Consider the following 16,232-nt stretch of genomic DNA (forward strand, 5'->3'; position numbering starts at 1 on the left):
ATCATGAGTCAATACGGATTCTATTTTGATATGACCTCTTGCATCGGCTGCCGCACCTGTCAGGTGTCCTGCAAGGATAAAAACGATCTGAACGTGGGAACGATCTTCCGCCAGGTCAAAGCGTTTGAAACAGGTTCCTATCCGAAACCAGGAATTTTTCACTATTCCGGCACCTGCAATCACTGCGAAAACCCCAAATGTGTCGAGGGCTGCCCCACCCAAGCCCTGCACAAGCTGGAAAACGGCATTGTGGATCATGATAAAGCCAAGTGCATCGGCTGCCGCTACTGTACCTGGAACTGTCCTTACGGGGTCCCCCAATTCATCCCCGAACTGGGGCAAATCAGCAAATGCAATATGTGCAAGGATCTCATCGAAGCAGGAGAAAACCCTGTCTGCGTGGATGCCTGCCCCATGCGCGCCTTAGAGTGGGGAGACTTAGAGGAGCTCCGAGCCAAGCATGGGGACAGTGTTCAGGAACTACCCTTCCTGCCTGCTGCGGCGGTCACCAAGCCCGCTCTGCTGATTCAAGCCAAAAACAACGCCAAGCAAAATGATTTCAAAGCAAAGGAGATCTAACTATGGGAGAAACCAGTTTATTGATCTTTTCCTCCTGCATGCAAGCTGCCATTGGGATCATGTTCTTTATCACGATCAGCAAGCAGCTTTATCAAGATAAGACCTTCAAAATGGCTTCCTATGCTGCCGCAGGGTTGAGTCTCGTCGGCATTCTGGCCTCCCTGCTGCATCTGGGCCGACCCCTGGCTTTCTTAAATTCCCTCTCTCATCTGGGCACCTCCTGGTTAAGCAATGAAGCCCTTTTATGCGGCTTCTTCGCCGGCATCGCTGTTCTCTATGCCCTGGTGCAGCACTTTAAGCCTGACAACGCCGGCCTGGATCTGCTCCTGCGCTGGGGAGGCAGTCTGGTCGGTCTGGTTGCCGTCTTCTCCATGGGGAAACTCTATTCCACCACCACGGTGACCGTCTGGCAAGGGGCCAATACCTTCATCGATTTCTATACCACGACCCTTGCCATCGGCGCTCTGCTCTTTATCGTCACCAGCCTCAAGGAACTGCACAATGTGGATAAAAAGATCTACGGAGCCATTGTCTTAGCTGCGGTGATCTTCCAGGCCGCTTCTGCCGTTCCCCACGCTTTAAGCTTAGGCAAGGCGGGTATGGCTGCCCAAGCCAGTGCCGCGATTTTAAGCGGCATGACCATGGTCATCGCTCTCAAATGGCTGCTTATTCTGGGGGGAGCAATTCTTCTCTTCTGGCCCTCCAAGCAAGGATCCGGCAGCGGCTTTAAAGCCGGCCATGTTTATCTGGCCTGTGCTCTCTTGGTCTTTGGCGAACTGATTGGGCGGTATGTCTTTTATGCAGCGCTTGTGACCACAACCATCGGCATTACCTGACTATTATGTCAAAGCCTTTTGGGGGGAAGGGGCGGTCGCCCCTTCCCCCTTAGCGTCTCCAGACCTCTATTTTTCTCATCTCACCCAGCAGCCCAAACTTCAAACTTTCCTATTGATGCAACTGTTGGTTATTCTTGTCCTAGGCTGACGACTCTCACAGTGAGACAAAAACTCTCCTTGACTTGCCCTGAATTGCATTGTTTCAGGTGCCTGCTCAAAGGAGAGTTTTATTGTTCGTACTTATTAAAAATAAGCATTACACTTCCTGCAAATAGTTCCGCATACTGCTCACCCCGGTGGCTACCGTGGAGAGATTGTGCAGCAGCGCCGAGCTGCCGGGAGAGATAATTCCCAGCACACCAAGTGTCAACAGACCGGAATTAAAGCCCACCGTAAAGCGAAAGTTATTTTCGATCCTTCTGATCAGCAACGAGCTTAACCGGCGCAGGGCAACAATGGATTCTAAATTGCCCTGGGTTAAAACCACATCGGCAATATCCCGGGCAATATCCGCGCCGTTTTTCATGGCAATCCCTACATTTGCTGAGGAAAGGGCCGGTGAATCATTGATTCCGTCTCCCAGCATCATGACTCTTCTGCCTTGCCGCCGCAGCGAATTAATATAGTCGGCTTTTTCCGCCGGCAGCACCTGGGAACGATAGTCATCGGCATCAATCGTCCGGGCGATGGCCTGAGCCGCTTTCTCACTATCTCCGGTGAGAAGGGCGATATGATGGATGCCCAGAGCCCTCAGCTCGCCAACCATCCCGGCTGCTTCAGGCCGGATCGGATCTTCGATGCAGAGCATTCCCGCCAGTTTGCCCCCTACGGCCAGGAACAGCAAAGAGTACTCTTCCGCCTTCTTATCGATAATCTCTTGCTCGGCGGCGGTTACCTCTACCTTTTCATCCTCAAAAACGAAATGCCCGCTGCCGATGACGACACGCTTGTCCTCCACATACGAGGCAATCCCATGGGCCACAATGTACTCCACATTGGCATGCATTTCCCTGTGCTTTAGGTTCTTTTCATTGGCTTTGGCCACCACAGCAGCCGCTACCGAATGGGGGAAGTGCTCCTCCAGACAGGCCGCCAAACGGAGAACCCGGTCACGCCGATACCCGCCAAAACCGATCACGTCAACCACATAAGGCTTGGCTTCGGTCAGGGTTCCGGTTTTATCGAAGACGATGGTATCGACCAAAGCTGCTTCTTCAAGGAATTTTCCGCCTTTGATGACGAAACCGTGCTGAGTTCCTTCCCGCATCGCTGTTAAAATAGCGATGGGCGTCGTCATCTTCAGGGCACAGGAGTAATCCACCATGAGAGCCGCCGAAGCCAGGGCCACACTTCTGGTCGCCAGATAAACGCCTCCGGCGATCAGAAAACTGTAGGGCACGATAGCATCAGCCATGTTTTCGATTTTTGACTGTACCGCCGCTTTCAGTCCCTCGGATTCGTCAATAAGCTTTATGATCTGATTCAGTTTTGTTTCACTCTCTAAGGCGGTTACCCCGATCAGCAGCTCCCCTTCTTCAATGACCGTGCCCGCATAAACCGTATCCCCTGGGATACGTCTCTGTACGAGAGACTCCCCGGTCATGGTGGATTGATTGACCATAGCCTCCCCTTGAACGACCACACCGTCCACGGGGATATAGCTGCCCATTCTGGCCACCACCTGCTCGCCGATGGCAATATCCTTCAGGCTGACCAGACTTTCCTGCCCATTGCGTCTGACCCAGGCGGAATTCACTCGCAAGGCCAGGCCTTTGGCCAGATCATCCCGGGATTTCTTGTGGGTCCATTCCTCCAGCAGATTGCCCACGGAAAGAAAAAACATGACACTGCCTGAAGTGTCATAATCTTTCTTTAAAATGGAGACGCTGATTGCCGCGGCATCCAACACGTCCACATTGAGCTTCTCTCTGCTCCAAAGCTGCTTAACCGCCTTCGAGACATAGGGTAGGGCTCCTTTCACCATCCAGAAAGCCTTCAATCCCGACGGCATATAGAGCTTTGTCAGGACCCTTTTGCCAATCATATACACCAGCTGGTTAAGGTATTGATCCGCATAATCATTGTAAGGAACTTCTCCCATCGGCAGCTCATAATCCTTCAACTCCGCCCTCTTCAGTGCGGCTACGGCCTCGATGACCCCTTCGCGGCACCCTTCTTCGTAATTCACGGCAAGGCTGCTGGAGAGCCGGTAGGGCTGGACCTTATGTATAAAACTGTGCTTCGCAAGACTATGGCATAACGCTGCCGTTTCCTGTTGGGAAAAACCGCCTCCGGGAAATTTAAAGCGAATTCTTCCGGGAATATCATGGCTTATTGTATAGTTCATATCCGGCACCTGGTGATCCCTTGTCTATTCATGCTCGGAGACAAGCTTTGCCTCGGCCATGATGTCGTCCACATTGGCCTTCGCTTCTTCAATCATTTTGTCGCATTCAGCCTTGGCCTTTAAGCCGGTTGCCAGGGTCTTAACATAAGCTTTCTTGGCTGTCTTGCTTGTCGCCAGCTTCAGGCCAAAGGTTCCCGCCATTAGCCCCAATCCGAACAAAGTCATTTTTTCTTTCCCTAACATAATAAATTCCTCCCTTTTCATTATTAAAAATTTATATATAATGATAATCATTATCATTATTTTAATAGAGTATACTACTCTCTTTTTTCTCTGTCAAGAGCATAGTGCCCTGTCAACCCTAAATCTCACCTATCCTGGCGGCCAATTTACAGCAATACTGCGTTGTCGTCAATCTCCATACGCTCGGTATGCCTCAATCCTCCGCCTTGTCTTGCTATAAATTGGCTCGCCATTATAGTGTAATTTTAAGGTTGACAGGGCACTAGCAAGGGTCGCGCCTGGAAAAGATCCGGACTAAGTAATAGAACGAATTCAAAATAATCTCTGGCCATCATGAATAGTGCCATGATATAGTGAGTTAAAGAAAGAGGGAGTGTATTGATGTCGGTAATTCTGTAAGAGTTTAAGTTAAGGGCATGAAACGAGCAGATTGTTCTGCTTTTATTAGTGCTGTCAAAAACTGCCTTACAGATTGAATGAGCATCCATTATTATAATGGTGTAATTTGTAGCGCAGTGTCACACTGTGCTTTTTTTGTTTTCTTTCTATAAGGCGAAAATTAGAAAGGAGCATACCATGTATACATTTACAAACCAGTTTATTTCTAATGACAAAAATGTTGAGTTCCTGAAAGCCGCTATGATGGGGCCAAATGCCATGCGCTTAGCGGAGGAATTGTCATCGCATCTGAACATTGATGAGACTATGCGCATACTTGACCTTGGCTGCGGGTGTGGTCTTTCCACCCTTTTGTTAACGAAAAAATATGGCGCGTCCGTTTTTGCCGCCGACCTTTGGATTTCGCCAACTGAAAACTATGAGCGTTTTCAATCTATGGGGATTGCTGATAAGGCCGTGCCGATTTCCGTAGACGCGACCAAAGGGCTGCCTTTCGCCAAGGGCTATTTTGACTTGTTGTTCACCGTGGATCCTTATCATTATTTCGGCGATACGGCGGAAATGCTCCCGTCCCTTATTTCTTTTGTAAAAAAGGGCGGCTATATCGCCGTGGCTATTCCCGGATTAAATTACGAATTTGAGGATAATGTTCCCCATGAAATGCAGCCGTTTTGGAATAGCGAGATGGCAAGAACCTTGCACTCTCTTGATTGGTGGAAAGATTTGTGGAAGAAAGCAGAGGGCATTGAAATGGTGGACAGCCGCGAAATGGCCTGCTGCAGAGAGGCGTGGCAAGAATGGCTGACCGGTTATCATCCCATTGTTGCTGAAGACATCAAAATGATGGCGGCTGAAGGCGGAAAGTATTTTAATCTTATTCAGTTGATTGCTAAAGTACTCTAATACCTTTGTTCCATTGAAGTAAGAAGTCGTGTGCCAAAGACGGACTATCAGCTTTACGCCGATAGTCCGTCTTTGGTTGTCACAGTCCCCTTGCCGACTGCCCCATCTTAATGTTTCCTTTATTGGGTGACAGCTAAGCATTGCCCCCTTTACCTCACCGCACCGACCAGCCCAAGCTTTCCTGCTGGATGTTAAACAGCTTTTTATACAAGCCGTTTTTCTCAAGGAGGCTCTCATGAGTTCCCTCTTCAGCCACTCTCCCCTGGTCCAGAACAATAATCTTGTCGGCATTGCGGATGGTGCGCAGACGGTGAGCGATGACAATCACCGTTTTGCCCCGGATCAAACGGGAAATGGCCTGCTGAATGGCGGCCTCGCTTTCCGGGTCCAGAGAAGCGGTGGCTTCGTCCAGCATGACGATAGGGGCATCCTTCAGCAAAGCCCTGGCGATGGAGAGGCGCTGGCGTTCGCCGCCGGATAAAGTGGAACCGTTCTCTCCCAGTAGGGTATCATACCCGTCGGGCATCCGGCTGATAAACTCGTCGCAGCGGGCGGCTTGAGCGGCGGCCAGAACCTCCTGCCGGGAAGCCTCCATGTTGCCGATGCGGATGTTGTTGTAGACGGTATCGTTGAACAGGACCACATCCTGAAAGACAAAGCTCATATAGCTCATCAGATGCTCCGGGTCCAAGGTCCTGACATCCACTCCCCCCACGGTGATCCGGCCCCCGCTCACATCCCAGAAGCGGGCGATCAGCTTGGACACCGTGCTTTTGCCGCTGCCGGAAGGCCCTACCAGGGCCGTTATCCCTCCGGCGGGAATGGTTGCGGTCATCCCGTGGATGGCCCCTTCCCCCTCCCGGTTATATTGGAAATCCACCTTTTCAAAATTAATGGTAAAGTCCTTGATCTCCAGCTCCTTGTTCCCCTCCATGGGCTGGATGCTCATCAGCTTCTGCATGCGCTTTACGGCAATGCGATGATACAAAAACTCCGGCAAAAGAGCCAGTTCGGTTAAGATGGGAGCATAGATGCGCACCACAACCAGCATATACAGCAGCATGGGCACAAATTCAAGCTGACCCCCGGTGAGCAGGGTTGTTCCCACCAGGACGGTAAGGCCGATACCCGCCTGCAGAACCACCTGAGCGCCGGTCACGAACACCCCGGTACCGAACTCCATGGCTATGGCCAGTTTTTTCATCGTCCGCAGGGCCTTTTCCAAGGCGCTGAACTTCTCTCCGTCCAGATTGCAGGCGCGAATGACCTTGATTCCTTCAATATATTCCTGCACCTGCCCGGCTGCCGCCATCTTGGCATCCAGGTGCTTTTTGTGGAGCTTGCCATAGAATTTGCGGCTGATAAAAATAATAGCGAAGGCCAGGGGCATCGTGATAAAGATGGCCAAAGCCATCCGCCAATCATAGAAGGCCATCATCACACAAATCACCGTGACCGAGATGGCATTAGCTGCAATCTGGGGCACCACATGGCTGAGAACATGTTCACTGGTGGCCACATCATCCATCAGATGGGTGGTGACTTCGGAAATGTCTTTATCATTGAAAAAGCTCATGGGCAGCTTGCGGATCTGCTCCGCCAGAGTAACCCGGGCGTTCTCGCTTTCCAGATAGGACACGATATAGGTCTTTTTATAATCGTTTCTCAGACTGAGGAAGATGAGCAAGGCCGCCAGAATCCCGGCCCCAAAAAGCATCCACATTTTCGGCCAGGCTACCTCTCCCCCGGACAGAGGTTTGATCAGTTCTATAATCATCTGGATCATGACGATAAAAGAAAGCATCATGGCAAAATTGCTCAGGGTGCAGGCGGCAATCGCCTTTTTCAGATCCTTGTAGCCTTTATCGGTCAGCATAAAGGCGGCTTGTAATTTAGGCATGAGCGAAAACCTCCTCCTGACTCATGGTCCAGCTGGCAGTGTCCATATAGGTCTTCCACATCGCGGCGTATTTGCCGCCCCTGGCCAGCAATTCCTCATGGCTTCCTTCCTCGCCGACCCTGCCTTCCTCCACCACCACGATTTTATCCGCACCCTGGACGGTGGACAGGCGGTGGGCAATCATGACCACGGTTTTATCCCTCATCAGCCTTTCGAAAGCCTTTTGAATCAGGTGCTCATTTTCCGGATCGGCAAAAGCCGTAGCTTCGTCCAGCACCACTATAGGAGCATCTTTCACGATAGCCCGGGCAATGGCAATCCGCTGCTTTTCGCCCCCTGACAAATGCACTCCTCTGGTGCCGATCACCGTTTCATACCCTTGGGGCAGCTTCATAATAAAATCGTGGCATTGGGCGGCTTGGGCCGCTTCCCTGACCTCCTGATCGGAAGCCTGGGGGTTGCCCATCCGGATATTGTCCATGACACTTTGTTTAAAAAGGAACACATCCTGAAAGACAAACGTCACCTTCTCCATCAGGTAATGGCTGTTCATCTGCCGCACATCCACACCGCCGATGGTGATCTGTCCCCCGCTGACATCAAAAAACCGGGGAATCAAATGGGCGATAGTGCTTTTGCCGCCGCCGGAAGGGCCCACAATAGCCGTGATCTGCCCCTGCCTCGCCATAAAGCTCACCCCGGAAAGAGCCTCGGTTTTCTTGTCTTTGTCATAGGAAAACACCACATCCGCAAAGTTCACATCATATTGGGTCACCGTTTGGGGATTAGCCGGCTGAGGGAGCTCCGGTTCCGCCAAGACCCTGTCCATGGCCTCCACCCCGCCGATGATCTTCATGGCGTTGCCGTTGACATACATAATCTTCATCAGAATCGTGGCCACCGACTGGACAAAAATTAAATAGAAAATAAAATTGCTTAAAAAGCCGATATAGTCCGTGGTTCTCATCCCGATGAAAATTCCCACCGGCACCACAAAAAGATAGATATTGTTGACCAAGGCGACAAACGCCGAAAAAGAGTTTTGCCAGCTTAAGGTGTAAGGAATGACCATGGAGGTATAGGCCTTAATGGTGTCATGAAGACGGCGGAAGGAATAGACCGTCTGCCGGAAAGCCTTCACCACCGAAATTCCCCGCACATACTCCACCGAAGCGTTGTTCATATCCTCCAGAGAGGCCTGATATTTTTTCATCATGGACTTGGACCCTTCATTGCCATAGACGGACATCTGGATCAAAAAAGCGACGACAATCCCTACCAGGGCCGCCAGCCCCAGCCGCCAGTCCACCGTCAGCAGAATCACGATCATCACCACCGGCGCTACAAAAGCGGCCACCAGATCGGGCAATTGATGGGCAATGAACCCTTCCACCTTTTCAATATTGTCATCGGTGATTTTCCGCAGCTTGCCGCTGCCGATCATCACATGAAAACCAAGGGGAACCTTGGCCAGATGGGTGGCAAAGTTGACTTTCAGTTCGTACAGGGTGCCGAAGGCCGCCAGATGGGAGCAGCTCAGGGCCCCGAAATAAAGCAGAATATTTCCCACCACTCCGCCAAAAGCCAGCCAGCCATAGCGAATCATCAGAGCACTGTTCAGGGCCTCCAGATCCGGCAAAGCGATTAAGACTTCCTTCACAATCCCATAGATAGCGATATAGGGTATAAAGCTGACGATGGACGCCAGGGCCGACAGAACTCCGGCGCAAATTATCAGCGGTTTTTTGGTACCGGCAAGTTCCAGCAGACGTGCGGTGCCGGTTTTTTGCTTCCCAGCGGATGACATAACAGATATCTCCCCTTTCAGTTAGTGGTTCTTCTTTTCGTCAGTTTTAGTCAGCCTCAGTTAGCACAAGCTAACTTTATGTCAAAAAAATAAACCCCTTTAATGAACTTTTCCGACACCCCCTTTTCCTGTTTTAGTTAGCTTACGCTAACTAATTGGCTTTATATTCCCCCTTTCCCATAGAGTTGGAAAGGGGGCGTCAGGCACCGATGAACAGTTTTTTCCATCCTGCCGCAAAAAAACGGAAGATACTGCTGGTATACTCCACAGCCCGCTCCCGGGGAACATCGTGGAGCACCATCTCGAAAAAGGCGGAAAACTGGGCGTTGACAAAAATGTGAATTTCTTCTCTGGAGACCTCCTTAATCATGTAGCCCTTTTCCCGGGCCAGGCGGATATACTCCAAGGTCATATCCACTTCCATCTCAATCAGGATATGGACAAAGCTCTCGTAAGCGGTTTTTTCCGCTGCCGAGAGGAGCAGTTTAAAGACCTCCAGATGGTCATAGATATATTCTGTCCACCTCAGCAGACTTTGCTCCGAGGAAGACCAGCCATGGTCAAAATCATAGGAGTCTTGCCCCCGGAGATAGTCCTCCCCTTGCTGCCGGAACATTTGGATAAAGCCATGAAAACAAGGGGCCACCAAAGCGTCAAATAAAGCGGCCTTGTCTGTAAAATGACGGTACAGCGCACCGGTCGTCACCTCGGCCCCCGTGGCAATCTTGCGCAGCGAGGCAGCGGAGAAGCCCTTGGCCAAAAATTCGGCTTGAGCGCTTTTCAAAATAGCTTCCCGTGTCTGTTCCCCGTCACGAACCATGCCCTGAGTACCTCCATGCTTAGATTAAGATAACATCGTTATCTTAATCCTTAACGGTTATTTTGTCAAGGACCTTAGGCAAATTATTGCTATTCTTAAATCTCCGCGGAATCAAACCTGATTTCCAGTATGGTCATTCCCTATCGCAAAGTCTGCATGTCCGACCGGCCTTTGGGTTCATAATACCATAATAAGTATAAAAACGAAGGAGTGAATAGATTTGGATTACTTAATTATCGCGCTCCGAATTATATCCGTTATGGCACTGTTCCTGTTTTTGGTTCTGAAAACCGGCCGGCGCAAGATCGCCGAGCTTCCCGTCTATGACTTTTTATCGATTATCGTGCTTGGCAGCGTGATCGGCGCCGACATTGCGGAGCCCAATATTCCTCATCTCCCCGTCTTATTCGCGGTGGTACTCATCATAGCTCTGCAATATCTGGTAAGCTCCCTCTTGATCAACAACAAAAAAATTGCCCGTAAAATCACCTTCGGCCCTACTGTCATCATCCAGAACGGCCAGTTTATCAAAGCCAACATGAAAAGACTGAAATACTCTATCGAAAATGTCCTGATGGTATTGAGGGAAAAGGATATCTTCGACTTAAATGAGGTTGAATACGCTATCGTCGAGGGCAGCGGCAGTATCAGCGTTCTTAGAAAACCTCAGTATCTGCCCTTGACTCCTTCAGATATGAAACTTAATCCTGATGCCAAAGGATTGTCTCTTCCCCTGATTATTGACGGCAAGGTCCAGGACGGCAATCTTCAACAGCTCAAGCGTGACCGCCCCTGGCTCGCTTCAGAATTGGCTCAGGCCGGTATCCATGATTTCAGTGAGGTGTTTTACGCGGATTGCACCAGGGAAGGCAGAATATACATATCCAAAATAGTGCAGGCCAAAAACTTCCATGATGACTTCACGTTGTAGGATGGCAACCTAAAAACCTCCTGTCACAAAATTGCTGTGACAGGAGGTTCGTGGGAATCCGGGTCAGCCCAGATAGGCCTGCCGCACCATATCATTGCTCAGCAATTCCTCTCCGGTCCCTGCCAGGATAATGCTGCCGGTCTGGAGGACGTAGCCCTTATTGGCCAGCTTCAGGGCCTTGCCGGCGTTCTGCTCGACGAGAAGGATGGTCATGCCCTCGTTTCTGAGCTTCTTGATAATATTGAAAACAGCCTGGATCATCATCGGCGCCAGCCCCATGGAAGGTTCGTCCAGGAGCAGGATTTTGGGGTCGCACATCAGGGCCCGGCCCATAGCCAGCATTTGCTGCTCCCCCCCGCTGAGGGTTCCGCCCTTTTGCTTCCTGCGCTCCAGCAGCCGCGGGAAAAGCCCGAAAACATACTCCTTGTTGTGCTTGATCCGCCCCTGATCCTTGAGGCTGAAAGCTCCCATTTCCAGATTCTCTTCAACGGTCAGTCTGGGGAAGATTTTCCTGCCTTCCGGCACATGGGCAATGCCTTCCCTGGTCAGCAGGTGGGGCGGCAGTCCGTTAACCTTCTTTCCCATATAGACCACATCCCCTTTAGCGGGCTTCAACAGGGAGGATATGGTCTTCAGAGTGGTGGTCTTGCCGGCTCCGTTGCTGCCGATCAGCGTGACGATCTCTCCCTCCCCCACTGTAAAGGATATATTCTTCAAGGCGTGAATTTTACCGTAGTAGGTATCCACATTCTCTAAGGTCAAAATGGCTTTGCTCATCCTAAACAGCCTCCTCGTCGTCATCTTCGATCCCCAGGTAGGCTTCAATCACGGCCGGATTGTTTTTCACCTCATCCGGTGTGCCCTCCGCGATTTTTTGGCCGTAGTTCAGCACCGCCACTTTATCGGAAATCTCCATGACCAGTTTCATGTCGTGTTCGATGAGCAGGATGGCGCAGCCAAAATCATCCCTGAGTTTCCCGATGAAATGGGTCAGTTCTTCGGTCTCCTTAGGATTGAGCCCGGCCGCCGGCTCGTCCAGGAGCAGCAGCTTCGGCTTCATGGCCAGAGCCCTGGCGATCTCCAGGCGCCGCTGCTCCCCGTAGGCCAGGTTTTTGGCCAGCTCATTTCTTCTGGACTCCAGGCCTACATAGTCCAGCAGTTCCACCGCCCGCTCATAAGCCCCCCCTTCTTCTCTTTGCATAGAGCCGCTGTGCAGCACAATCTTGAATATGCTGGCCTTCAGGTCCATATGCATGCCGACCATGATATTCTCCACCGCCAGCATTTCCGGGAACAGCCTGATATTCTGGAAGGTTCTGGCGATCCTGTGCCTGGCCACTTTTTCCGGGGTCAGTTTGACCAATCCTTGGCCGTCAAAGGTAATAGACCCTTCAAACCCCGGGTAATAGCCGCTGATGATATTGAAAAATGTGGTTTTCCCTGCTCCATTAGGACCGATAATGCTGGCAATCTGGCCTTCATTCATTTCGAAATCAACCTGATTAACCGCTATCAGACCCCCGAAGGCCTTGGTAAGCTTTTTGATCTTCAGTAAAGCCATACTATCACTCCGTAATCATGCCAGTTTTGTCATCTTGATCGGAACGCTTCTTTCTGAAACCTCTGATGATTTCCATAGTCCGCTGAGGAGGCATCAAGCCCTTGGGACGGAATATGCACATCAGGATCAGGATCAGCCCGAAGATAAGCTTCTCGTATTTGGCCGGGTCCAGCTGGGAAGGGATATGGAGCAGGCCGGAAACGGACAGCTGCGTCAGGAATGTGGACAGCTCCTTCAGCAGGTGGAGCTGCAGGGTGACTACCGCGGCGGCACCCAGGATGACCCCCCTGATGTTGCCCATCCCTCCCATAATCACCATAGCCAGAATGCCGATGGATTCCATAAATCCGAAACTTGAAGGGTCGATGAAGGTCTGCCTCGCTGCGAAAACAACTCCCATCATCCCTGCAAAACCGGCACCGGTGGCAAAGGCCAGGAGTTTCATCCTGACCAGAGGAATACCCATGGTCCGGGCCGCCAGCTCATCCTCCCTGATGGCCGCCCAGGCCCTGCCGATCCGGGAGTGATCCAACCTGTGGGCGGCGACGTAGATGATCACAAACAGGAGCAAAACAATAAAGTAGTAATGAATGGGCTGGTTGATTACGATCCCGAACAGCTCCGGAGGCTGGACCGGCGTAAGTCCTTTTGGTCCATTGGTCAAATTGACGGGCTTGTCGGCATTGTTGAGGATAATCCTGATGATCTCCGCAAAGCCCAGAGTGACGATAGCCAGGTAATCCCCTTTAAGCCGCAGGACCGGAAGACCCAGCAGTACCCCCACCCCTGCCGATACCACCAGGGCAATGGGCAGGAATACCCAGAACCAATTGCCGGAAACGGGAAATTGGAACAAGGTTGCCGGAATAACATTGTTGGCCTGGGAGGTGGCGAAAAAAGCATAGAGATAAGCACCCACCGCATAAAAGCCCACATATCCCAGATCCAGAAGCCCGGCGAAACCGATAACCACATTCAGCCCCATCGCCAACACGGCATAGATCACAATTTGGGTGATGATCCCCAGATAATAACTGTTTTCCAGTCCCGCCAAGGGAATGATCACCAGGAGATCCAGCAGGGCCACGGCCCCTTTGAGATGGGGTTTAAGCCTGACCTTATACAAAAGGAACAGGGAAACAAGGAACAACAAAAATACGCTGCTGGATTTAGGAAAAAGATAGAACAAGACCGGTGATATAAAGACCAGCACCAGCTGGAGCAGTTGTTTTCCCTTCAGGTAATTCAGGCAGTTCTTCACAACATTCATGGCTACACCTTCTCTTCCACTGCTCTGCCCAACAAACCGCTGGGTTTGAATATGAGGATGATGATCAGAATAGTAAATGCTAAGACGTCCTTATACTCAGCCCCGATGACCCCGTTGGTGGCAATCCCCAGAAAGGCGGCGCCGAACACTTCCACAAGTCCCAGAAGCAAGCCGCCCAGCATGGCGCCGGGTATACTGCCGATCCCCCCCAGTACAGCCGCTGTGAAGGCCTTCATACCCAGGATGAATCCCACATAGGGGCTGATCAGGGTGTACTGGACGGAGAAAAGGGTGCCCGCCGCCCCGCCGAGACCGGCCCCGATCAGGAAGGTCAGGGAGATGACCGCGTCCACGTTGATACCCACCAAGGATGCCGTATCCTTATCCTGGGCCACGGTCCTCATGGCCTTGCCCCACTTGTGGCGGCTGACGAACAAATGAAGGGCCAGCATCATCACAATGGCTATGGCCACGATATAGATGACCTTGACAGGTATCTTCATGTTATCCATAACTTGAATACTGGAACTGAAAAGGGTCGGTGTGGAAAGATAAAAAGCATTTTTCCACAAGCCTTCCACCAGCCGGACTGCATCCTGCAGAAAAAAAGACACGCCGATGGCGGAGATAAAAGCCACAAGCTTGGGGGCATGCCTGACCGGCTTGTAAGCGATCCGCTCAACCGCCACGCCCAGAAGGCCGCTGAAGACGATGCCCACAGCCACGGCCAGCAATAAGGCCAGCGGAGCAGGCATGCTCCCCAGTGCTCCGGTGCTCTGCAAAAACAGCAGGGTTTCCGTCCCTGCAAAAGCGCCCACCATAAAGATTTCACTGTGAGCAAAATTGATGAATTCAAGAATGCCGTAAACCATTGTGTAGCCCAAGGCTACGATCGCATAGACAAAACCAAGGGTCAACCCGTCAATCAGCAGCTGCGGCAACATCTGAACGATAGTATTCATTAGGCAATCAACCTTTACTGTTTATTGATGTTAAATTCTGTTTCATTCCCATTATTCAGGAGGAGAGGGCACATGGGTACCCTCTCCTGCCTGATCAGGGAACAGAAAACAAATTATTTCAGATATTCACCGGCCGGTATCTTCTTGACAACCGCAGGCGGATACTTGGTTTCCTCGAAGGTCAGCGCATAAACCGCCGCATCGATGTTATCCCCTTTCTCGTCAAAGGTAACATTGGTGGACACACCCTTGAAACCGGAGATGGTACGCACAGCAGCAGTGACCTGATCCCTGTCGGGTTTCTTGCCGCCGTTGTCATTGATCGCCTTGACAAGACCATTCAGAGTGACATTCATGGCGTCATAGCCATAACCGGAATAGGCTTCCGCCTGTTTGCCGAATTTGGCCGCGTATTTATCGGCAAAAGCCTTGCCTTCAGGGGTGGCGTTAATATCGGCGGCCGGAGAAGTGTAATAGATGCCGATGGCGCTGGCGCCGGCGATTTTAATGACTTCGGCAGAGTCCATGCCATCTGCGCCCATGAACTTGACATCGATTCCCTTATCATTCATCTGCTTGATAAGCAGTGAACCTTCAGGATAGATGCCTCCGAAGAAAACGATATCCGGGTCGGCGGCTCTGATCAGTTCTTCCACCGCACTGAAGTCGGATTCACCAGCGGTTATGCCCTCATAGCCGAGCAGTTTTCCGCCGATGGATTCATACCGGTTCCTCCATTCGTCAGCCACACCCTGCCCGTATGTGGTTTTATCATGGACAACGAAGCCGGTCTTGGCCCCCAATTCGTTATAGGCAAAGTCCGCACCGGCAGGTCCCTGAGCATCGTCTCTGATACAGATGCGGTTGACGTTTTTAAGTCCTCTTTCGGTAACGGCAACCGCTGTGTTGGCCGGTGAAACCATGGCCAGGTTCTTTTGCGCATAAACTTCGGATGAGGGAATAGCCACACCGGAGTTGAAATGGCCGACCACTGCCAGGATGTCGTCATCCACGATCAGCTTCTGGGCAACAGACACCCCTACTTTCGGATCGGCCTGGTCATCCTGGGGAGCAATTTGGAGATTAAAGCCCAGCTCTGCAAATTCCGCTTTCCTTTCCTCCAAGGCCATTTGGGCGCCATTTTTGATGGATTCCCCCAGAGCGGCCTGTGAACCTGACAGCGGGGTCGAGGTGGCAACTTTGATGACTTCCCCGGCCCCTCCGCCTGAATCCGATGAGCTGCTTGCACTGCAGCCCGCAGTCGTGGCCACCATTAATGCCACCAAGATGATCATTAGTTTTTTCATTTAACCCACTCCTTTGAAAATTTTTATTTATATAAATTGGGTTCAACAAAGTAAGGGAAAACAATGTGAGTAAAAAACAGCAAAAGCGTAAGAAGCTTAAAAAAAATAAACCCTCAACTTTAACAACGCCTTTTGCGTCATTGCAGTTAAGGGTTTATTGCTTTTTTTAAATTACCGAGGGCTCATGGCCAAGTTTTATAGGACAGTCTGAAAAACGGGTTACTGTTTAATACGACAAAATTACCATGACTCGGACGCTCTGTCAATACAAAAACCGATTGTATACTTTATTTTTACTACCATCTATGCCTTATGCCGGCTGTGGGGATGGTCAATGACCATATGATTCTGTGATTCCCTGCCCTTT

At 51.0% G+C, this 16,232-nt stretch carries 14 protein-coding genes; 4 read left to right on the plus strand and 10 right to left on the minus strand.

The window, feature by feature from the left end; all coding sequences use genetic code 11:
* Positions 1-3: 3 nt before the first annotated feature.
* Together BUA14_RS04060 and BUA14_RS04065 are read left to right on the plus strand one after the other, a co-directional pair.
* Complete coding sequence (locus tag BUA14_RS04060) at positions 4-579, plus strand: 4Fe-4S dicluster domain-containing protein (RefSeq protein WP_072771402.1); 576 nt, start codon at positions 4-6, stop codon at positions 577-579.
* 2 nt (positions 580-581) lie between these two features.
* A complete protein-coding gene (locus tag BUA14_RS04065; protein WP_072771403.1) occupies positions 582-1,415 on the plus strand; it encodes a dimethyl sulfoxide reductase anchor subunit family protein in 834 nt (277 codons plus the stop codon).
* A 256-nt stretch (positions 1,416-1,671) separates the two neighbouring features.
* On the opposite strand, the gene BUA14_RS04070 is transcribed toward BUA14_RS04065, so the two are convergent.
* Positions 1,672-3,762, minus strand: coding sequence for a heavy metal translocating P-type ATPase (locus tag BUA14_RS04070; RefSeq protein ID WP_072771724.1), 2,091 nt, complete (start codon positions 3,760-3,762; stop codon positions 1,672-1,674).
* A gap of 24 nt (positions 3,763-3,786) precedes the next feature.
* Positions 3,787-4,005: a DUF6110 family protein gene (locus BUA14_RS04075; protein ID WP_070104984.1), complete on the minus strand. Its 219-nt coding sequence runs from the start codon at positions 4,003-4,005 to the stop codon at positions 3,787-3,789.
* 576 nt (positions 4,006-4,581) lie between these two features.
* On the opposite strand from BUA14_RS04075, the gene BUA14_RS04080 reads away from it, so the two are divergent.
* Positions 4,582-5,307 (plus strand): SAM-dependent methyltransferase, encoded by a 726-nt coding sequence (locus tag BUA14_RS04080; protein ID WP_072771404.1) that lies wholly within the window; start codon positions 4,582-4,584, stop codon positions 5,305-5,307.
* 154 nt (positions 5,308-5,461) lie between these two features.
* On the opposite strand, the gene BUA14_RS04085 is transcribed toward BUA14_RS04080, so the two are convergent.
* The 3 genes from BUA14_RS04085 to BUA14_RS04095 all read right to left on the minus strand — a co-directional run bounded on the left by BUA14_RS04085 (position 5,462) and on the right by BUA14_RS04095 (position 9,834).
* Positions 5,462-7,207: an ABC transporter ATP-binding protein gene (locus BUA14_RS04085; protein ID WP_072771405.1), complete on the minus strand. Its 1,746-nt coding sequence runs from the start codon at positions 7,205-7,207 to the stop codon at positions 5,462-5,464.
* Entirely contained in the window at positions 7,200-9,014 is a 1,815-nt protein-coding gene (locus BUA14_RS04090) for an ABC transporter ATP-binding protein (protein WP_072771406.1), read from the minus strand. The genes BUA14_RS04085 and BUA14_RS04090 overlap by 8 nt, the downstream gene beginning before the upstream one ends.
* Positions 9,015-9,213: 199 nt before the next feature.
* Positions 9,214-9,834, minus strand: coding sequence for a TetR/AcrR family transcriptional regulator (locus tag BUA14_RS04095; protein ID WP_072771407.1), 621 nt, complete (start codon positions 9,832-9,834; stop codon positions 9,214-9,216).
* Between the two features lie 220 nt (positions 9,835-10,054).
* Here BUA14_RS04095 and BUA14_RS04100 point away from each other — a divergent pair, with 220 nt between their 5' ends.
* The gene (locus BUA14_RS04100; protein ID WP_072771408.1) at positions 10,055-10,765 is read left to right on the plus strand and encodes a DUF421 domain-containing protein; all 711 of its coding nucleotides are present in this window, start codon (positions 10,055-10,057) and stop codon (positions 10,763-10,765) included.
* A 63-nt stretch (positions 10,766-10,828) separates the two neighbouring features.
* On the opposite strand, the gene BUA14_RS04105 is transcribed toward BUA14_RS04100, so the two are convergent.
* The 5 genes from BUA14_RS04105 to BUA14_RS04125 form a co-directional block, all read right to left on the minus strand.
* Positions 10,829-11,542 carry an ABC transporter ATP-binding protein gene (locus BUA14_RS04105; protein ID WP_072771409.1) on the minus strand — a complete coding sequence of 238 codons (714 nt, stop codon included), beginning with the start codon at positions 11,540-11,542 and terminating at the stop codon, positions 10,829-10,831.
* 1 nt (position 11,543) lies between these two features.
* Complete coding sequence (locus BUA14_RS04110) at positions 11,544-12,326, minus strand: ABC transporter ATP-binding protein (protein ID WP_072771410.1); 783 nt, start codon at positions 12,324-12,326, stop codon at positions 11,544-11,546.
* Between the two features lie 4 nt (positions 12,327-12,330).
* On the minus strand, positions 12,331-13,596 hold the full coding sequence (locus BUA14_RS04115) for a branched-chain amino acid ABC transporter permease (protein ID WP_072771411.1): 1,266 nt from the start codon (positions 13,594-13,596) through the stop codon (positions 12,331-12,333).
* 2 nt (positions 13,597-13,598) lie between these two features.
* On the minus strand, positions 13,599-14,558 hold the full coding sequence (locus BUA14_RS04120) for a branched-chain amino acid ABC transporter permease (RefSeq protein ID WP_072771412.1): 960 nt from the start codon (positions 14,556-14,558) through the stop codon (positions 13,599-13,601).
* 113 nt (positions 14,559-14,671) lie between these two features.
* On the minus strand, positions 14,672-15,865 hold the full coding sequence (locus BUA14_RS04125) for a branched-chain amino acid ABC transporter substrate-binding protein (protein WP_072771413.1): 1,194 nt from the start codon (positions 15,863-15,865) through the stop codon (positions 14,672-14,674).
* Between the last annotated feature and the right edge of the window lie 367 nt (positions 15,866-16,232).

The sequence above is a fragment of the Desulfitobacterium chlororespirans DSM 11544 genome, assembly GCF_900143285.1.
GTDB classification, from domain to species: Bacteria; Bacillota; Desulfitobacteriia; order Desulfitobacteriales; family Desulfitobacteriaceae; genus Desulfitobacterium; species Desulfitobacterium chlororespirans.

What these genes read in the sequence shown, in the direction of transcription:
- BUA14_RS04060 (WP_072771402.1), top strand. Translation starts at nt 4, where the DNA reads ATGAGTCAATACGGATTCTATTTTGATATGACCTCTTGCATCGGCTGC.
- BUA14_RS04065 (WP_072771403.1), top strand. Translation starts at nt 582, where the DNA reads ATGGGAGAAACCAGTTTATTGATCTTTTCCTCCTGCATGCAAGCTGCC.
- BUA14_RS04070 (WP_072771724.1), bottom strand. Translation starts at nt 3,762, where the DNA reads ATGAACTATACAATAAGCCATGATATTCCCGGAAGAATTCGCTTTAAA.
- BUA14_RS04075 (WP_070104984.1), bottom strand. Translation starts at nt 4,005, where the DNA reads ATGTTAGGGAAAGAAAAAATGACTTTGTTCGGATTGGGGCTAATGGCG.
- BUA14_RS04080 (WP_072771404.1), top strand. Translation starts at nt 4,582, where the DNA reads ATGTATACATTTACAAACCAGTTTATTTCTAATGACAAAAATGTTGAG.
- BUA14_RS04085 (WP_072771405.1), bottom strand. Translation starts at nt 7,207, where the DNA reads ATGCCTAAATTACAAGCCGCCTTTATGCTGACCGATAAAGGCTACAAG.
- BUA14_RS04090 (WP_072771406.1), bottom strand. Translation starts at nt 9,014, where the DNA reads ATGTCATCCGCTGGGAAGCAAAAAACCGGCACCGCACGTCTGCTGGAA.
- BUA14_RS04095 (WP_072771407.1), bottom strand. Translation starts at nt 9,834, where the DNA reads ATGGTTCGTGACGGGGAACAGACACGGGAAGCTATTTTGAAAAGCGCT.
- BUA14_RS04105 (WP_072771409.1), bottom strand. Translation starts at nt 11,542, where the DNA reads ATGAGCAAAGCCATTTTGACCTTAGAGAATGTGGATACCTACTACGGT.
- BUA14_RS04110 (WP_072771410.1), bottom strand. Translation starts at nt 12,326, where the DNA reads ATGGCTTTACTGAAGATCAAAAAGCTTACCAAGGCCTTCGGGGGTCTG.
- BUA14_RS04115 (WP_072771411.1), bottom strand. Translation starts at nt 13,596, where the DNA reads ATGAATGTTGTGAAGAACTGCCTGAATTACCTGAAGGGAAAACAACTG.
- BUA14_RS04120 (WP_072771412.1), bottom strand. Translation starts at nt 14,558, where the DNA reads ATGAATACTATCGTTCAGATGTTGCCGCAGCTGCTGATTGACGGGTTG.
- BUA14_RS04125 (WP_072771413.1), bottom strand. Translation starts at nt 15,865, where the DNA reads ATGAAAAAACTAATGATCATCTTGGTGGCATTAATGGTGGCCACGACT.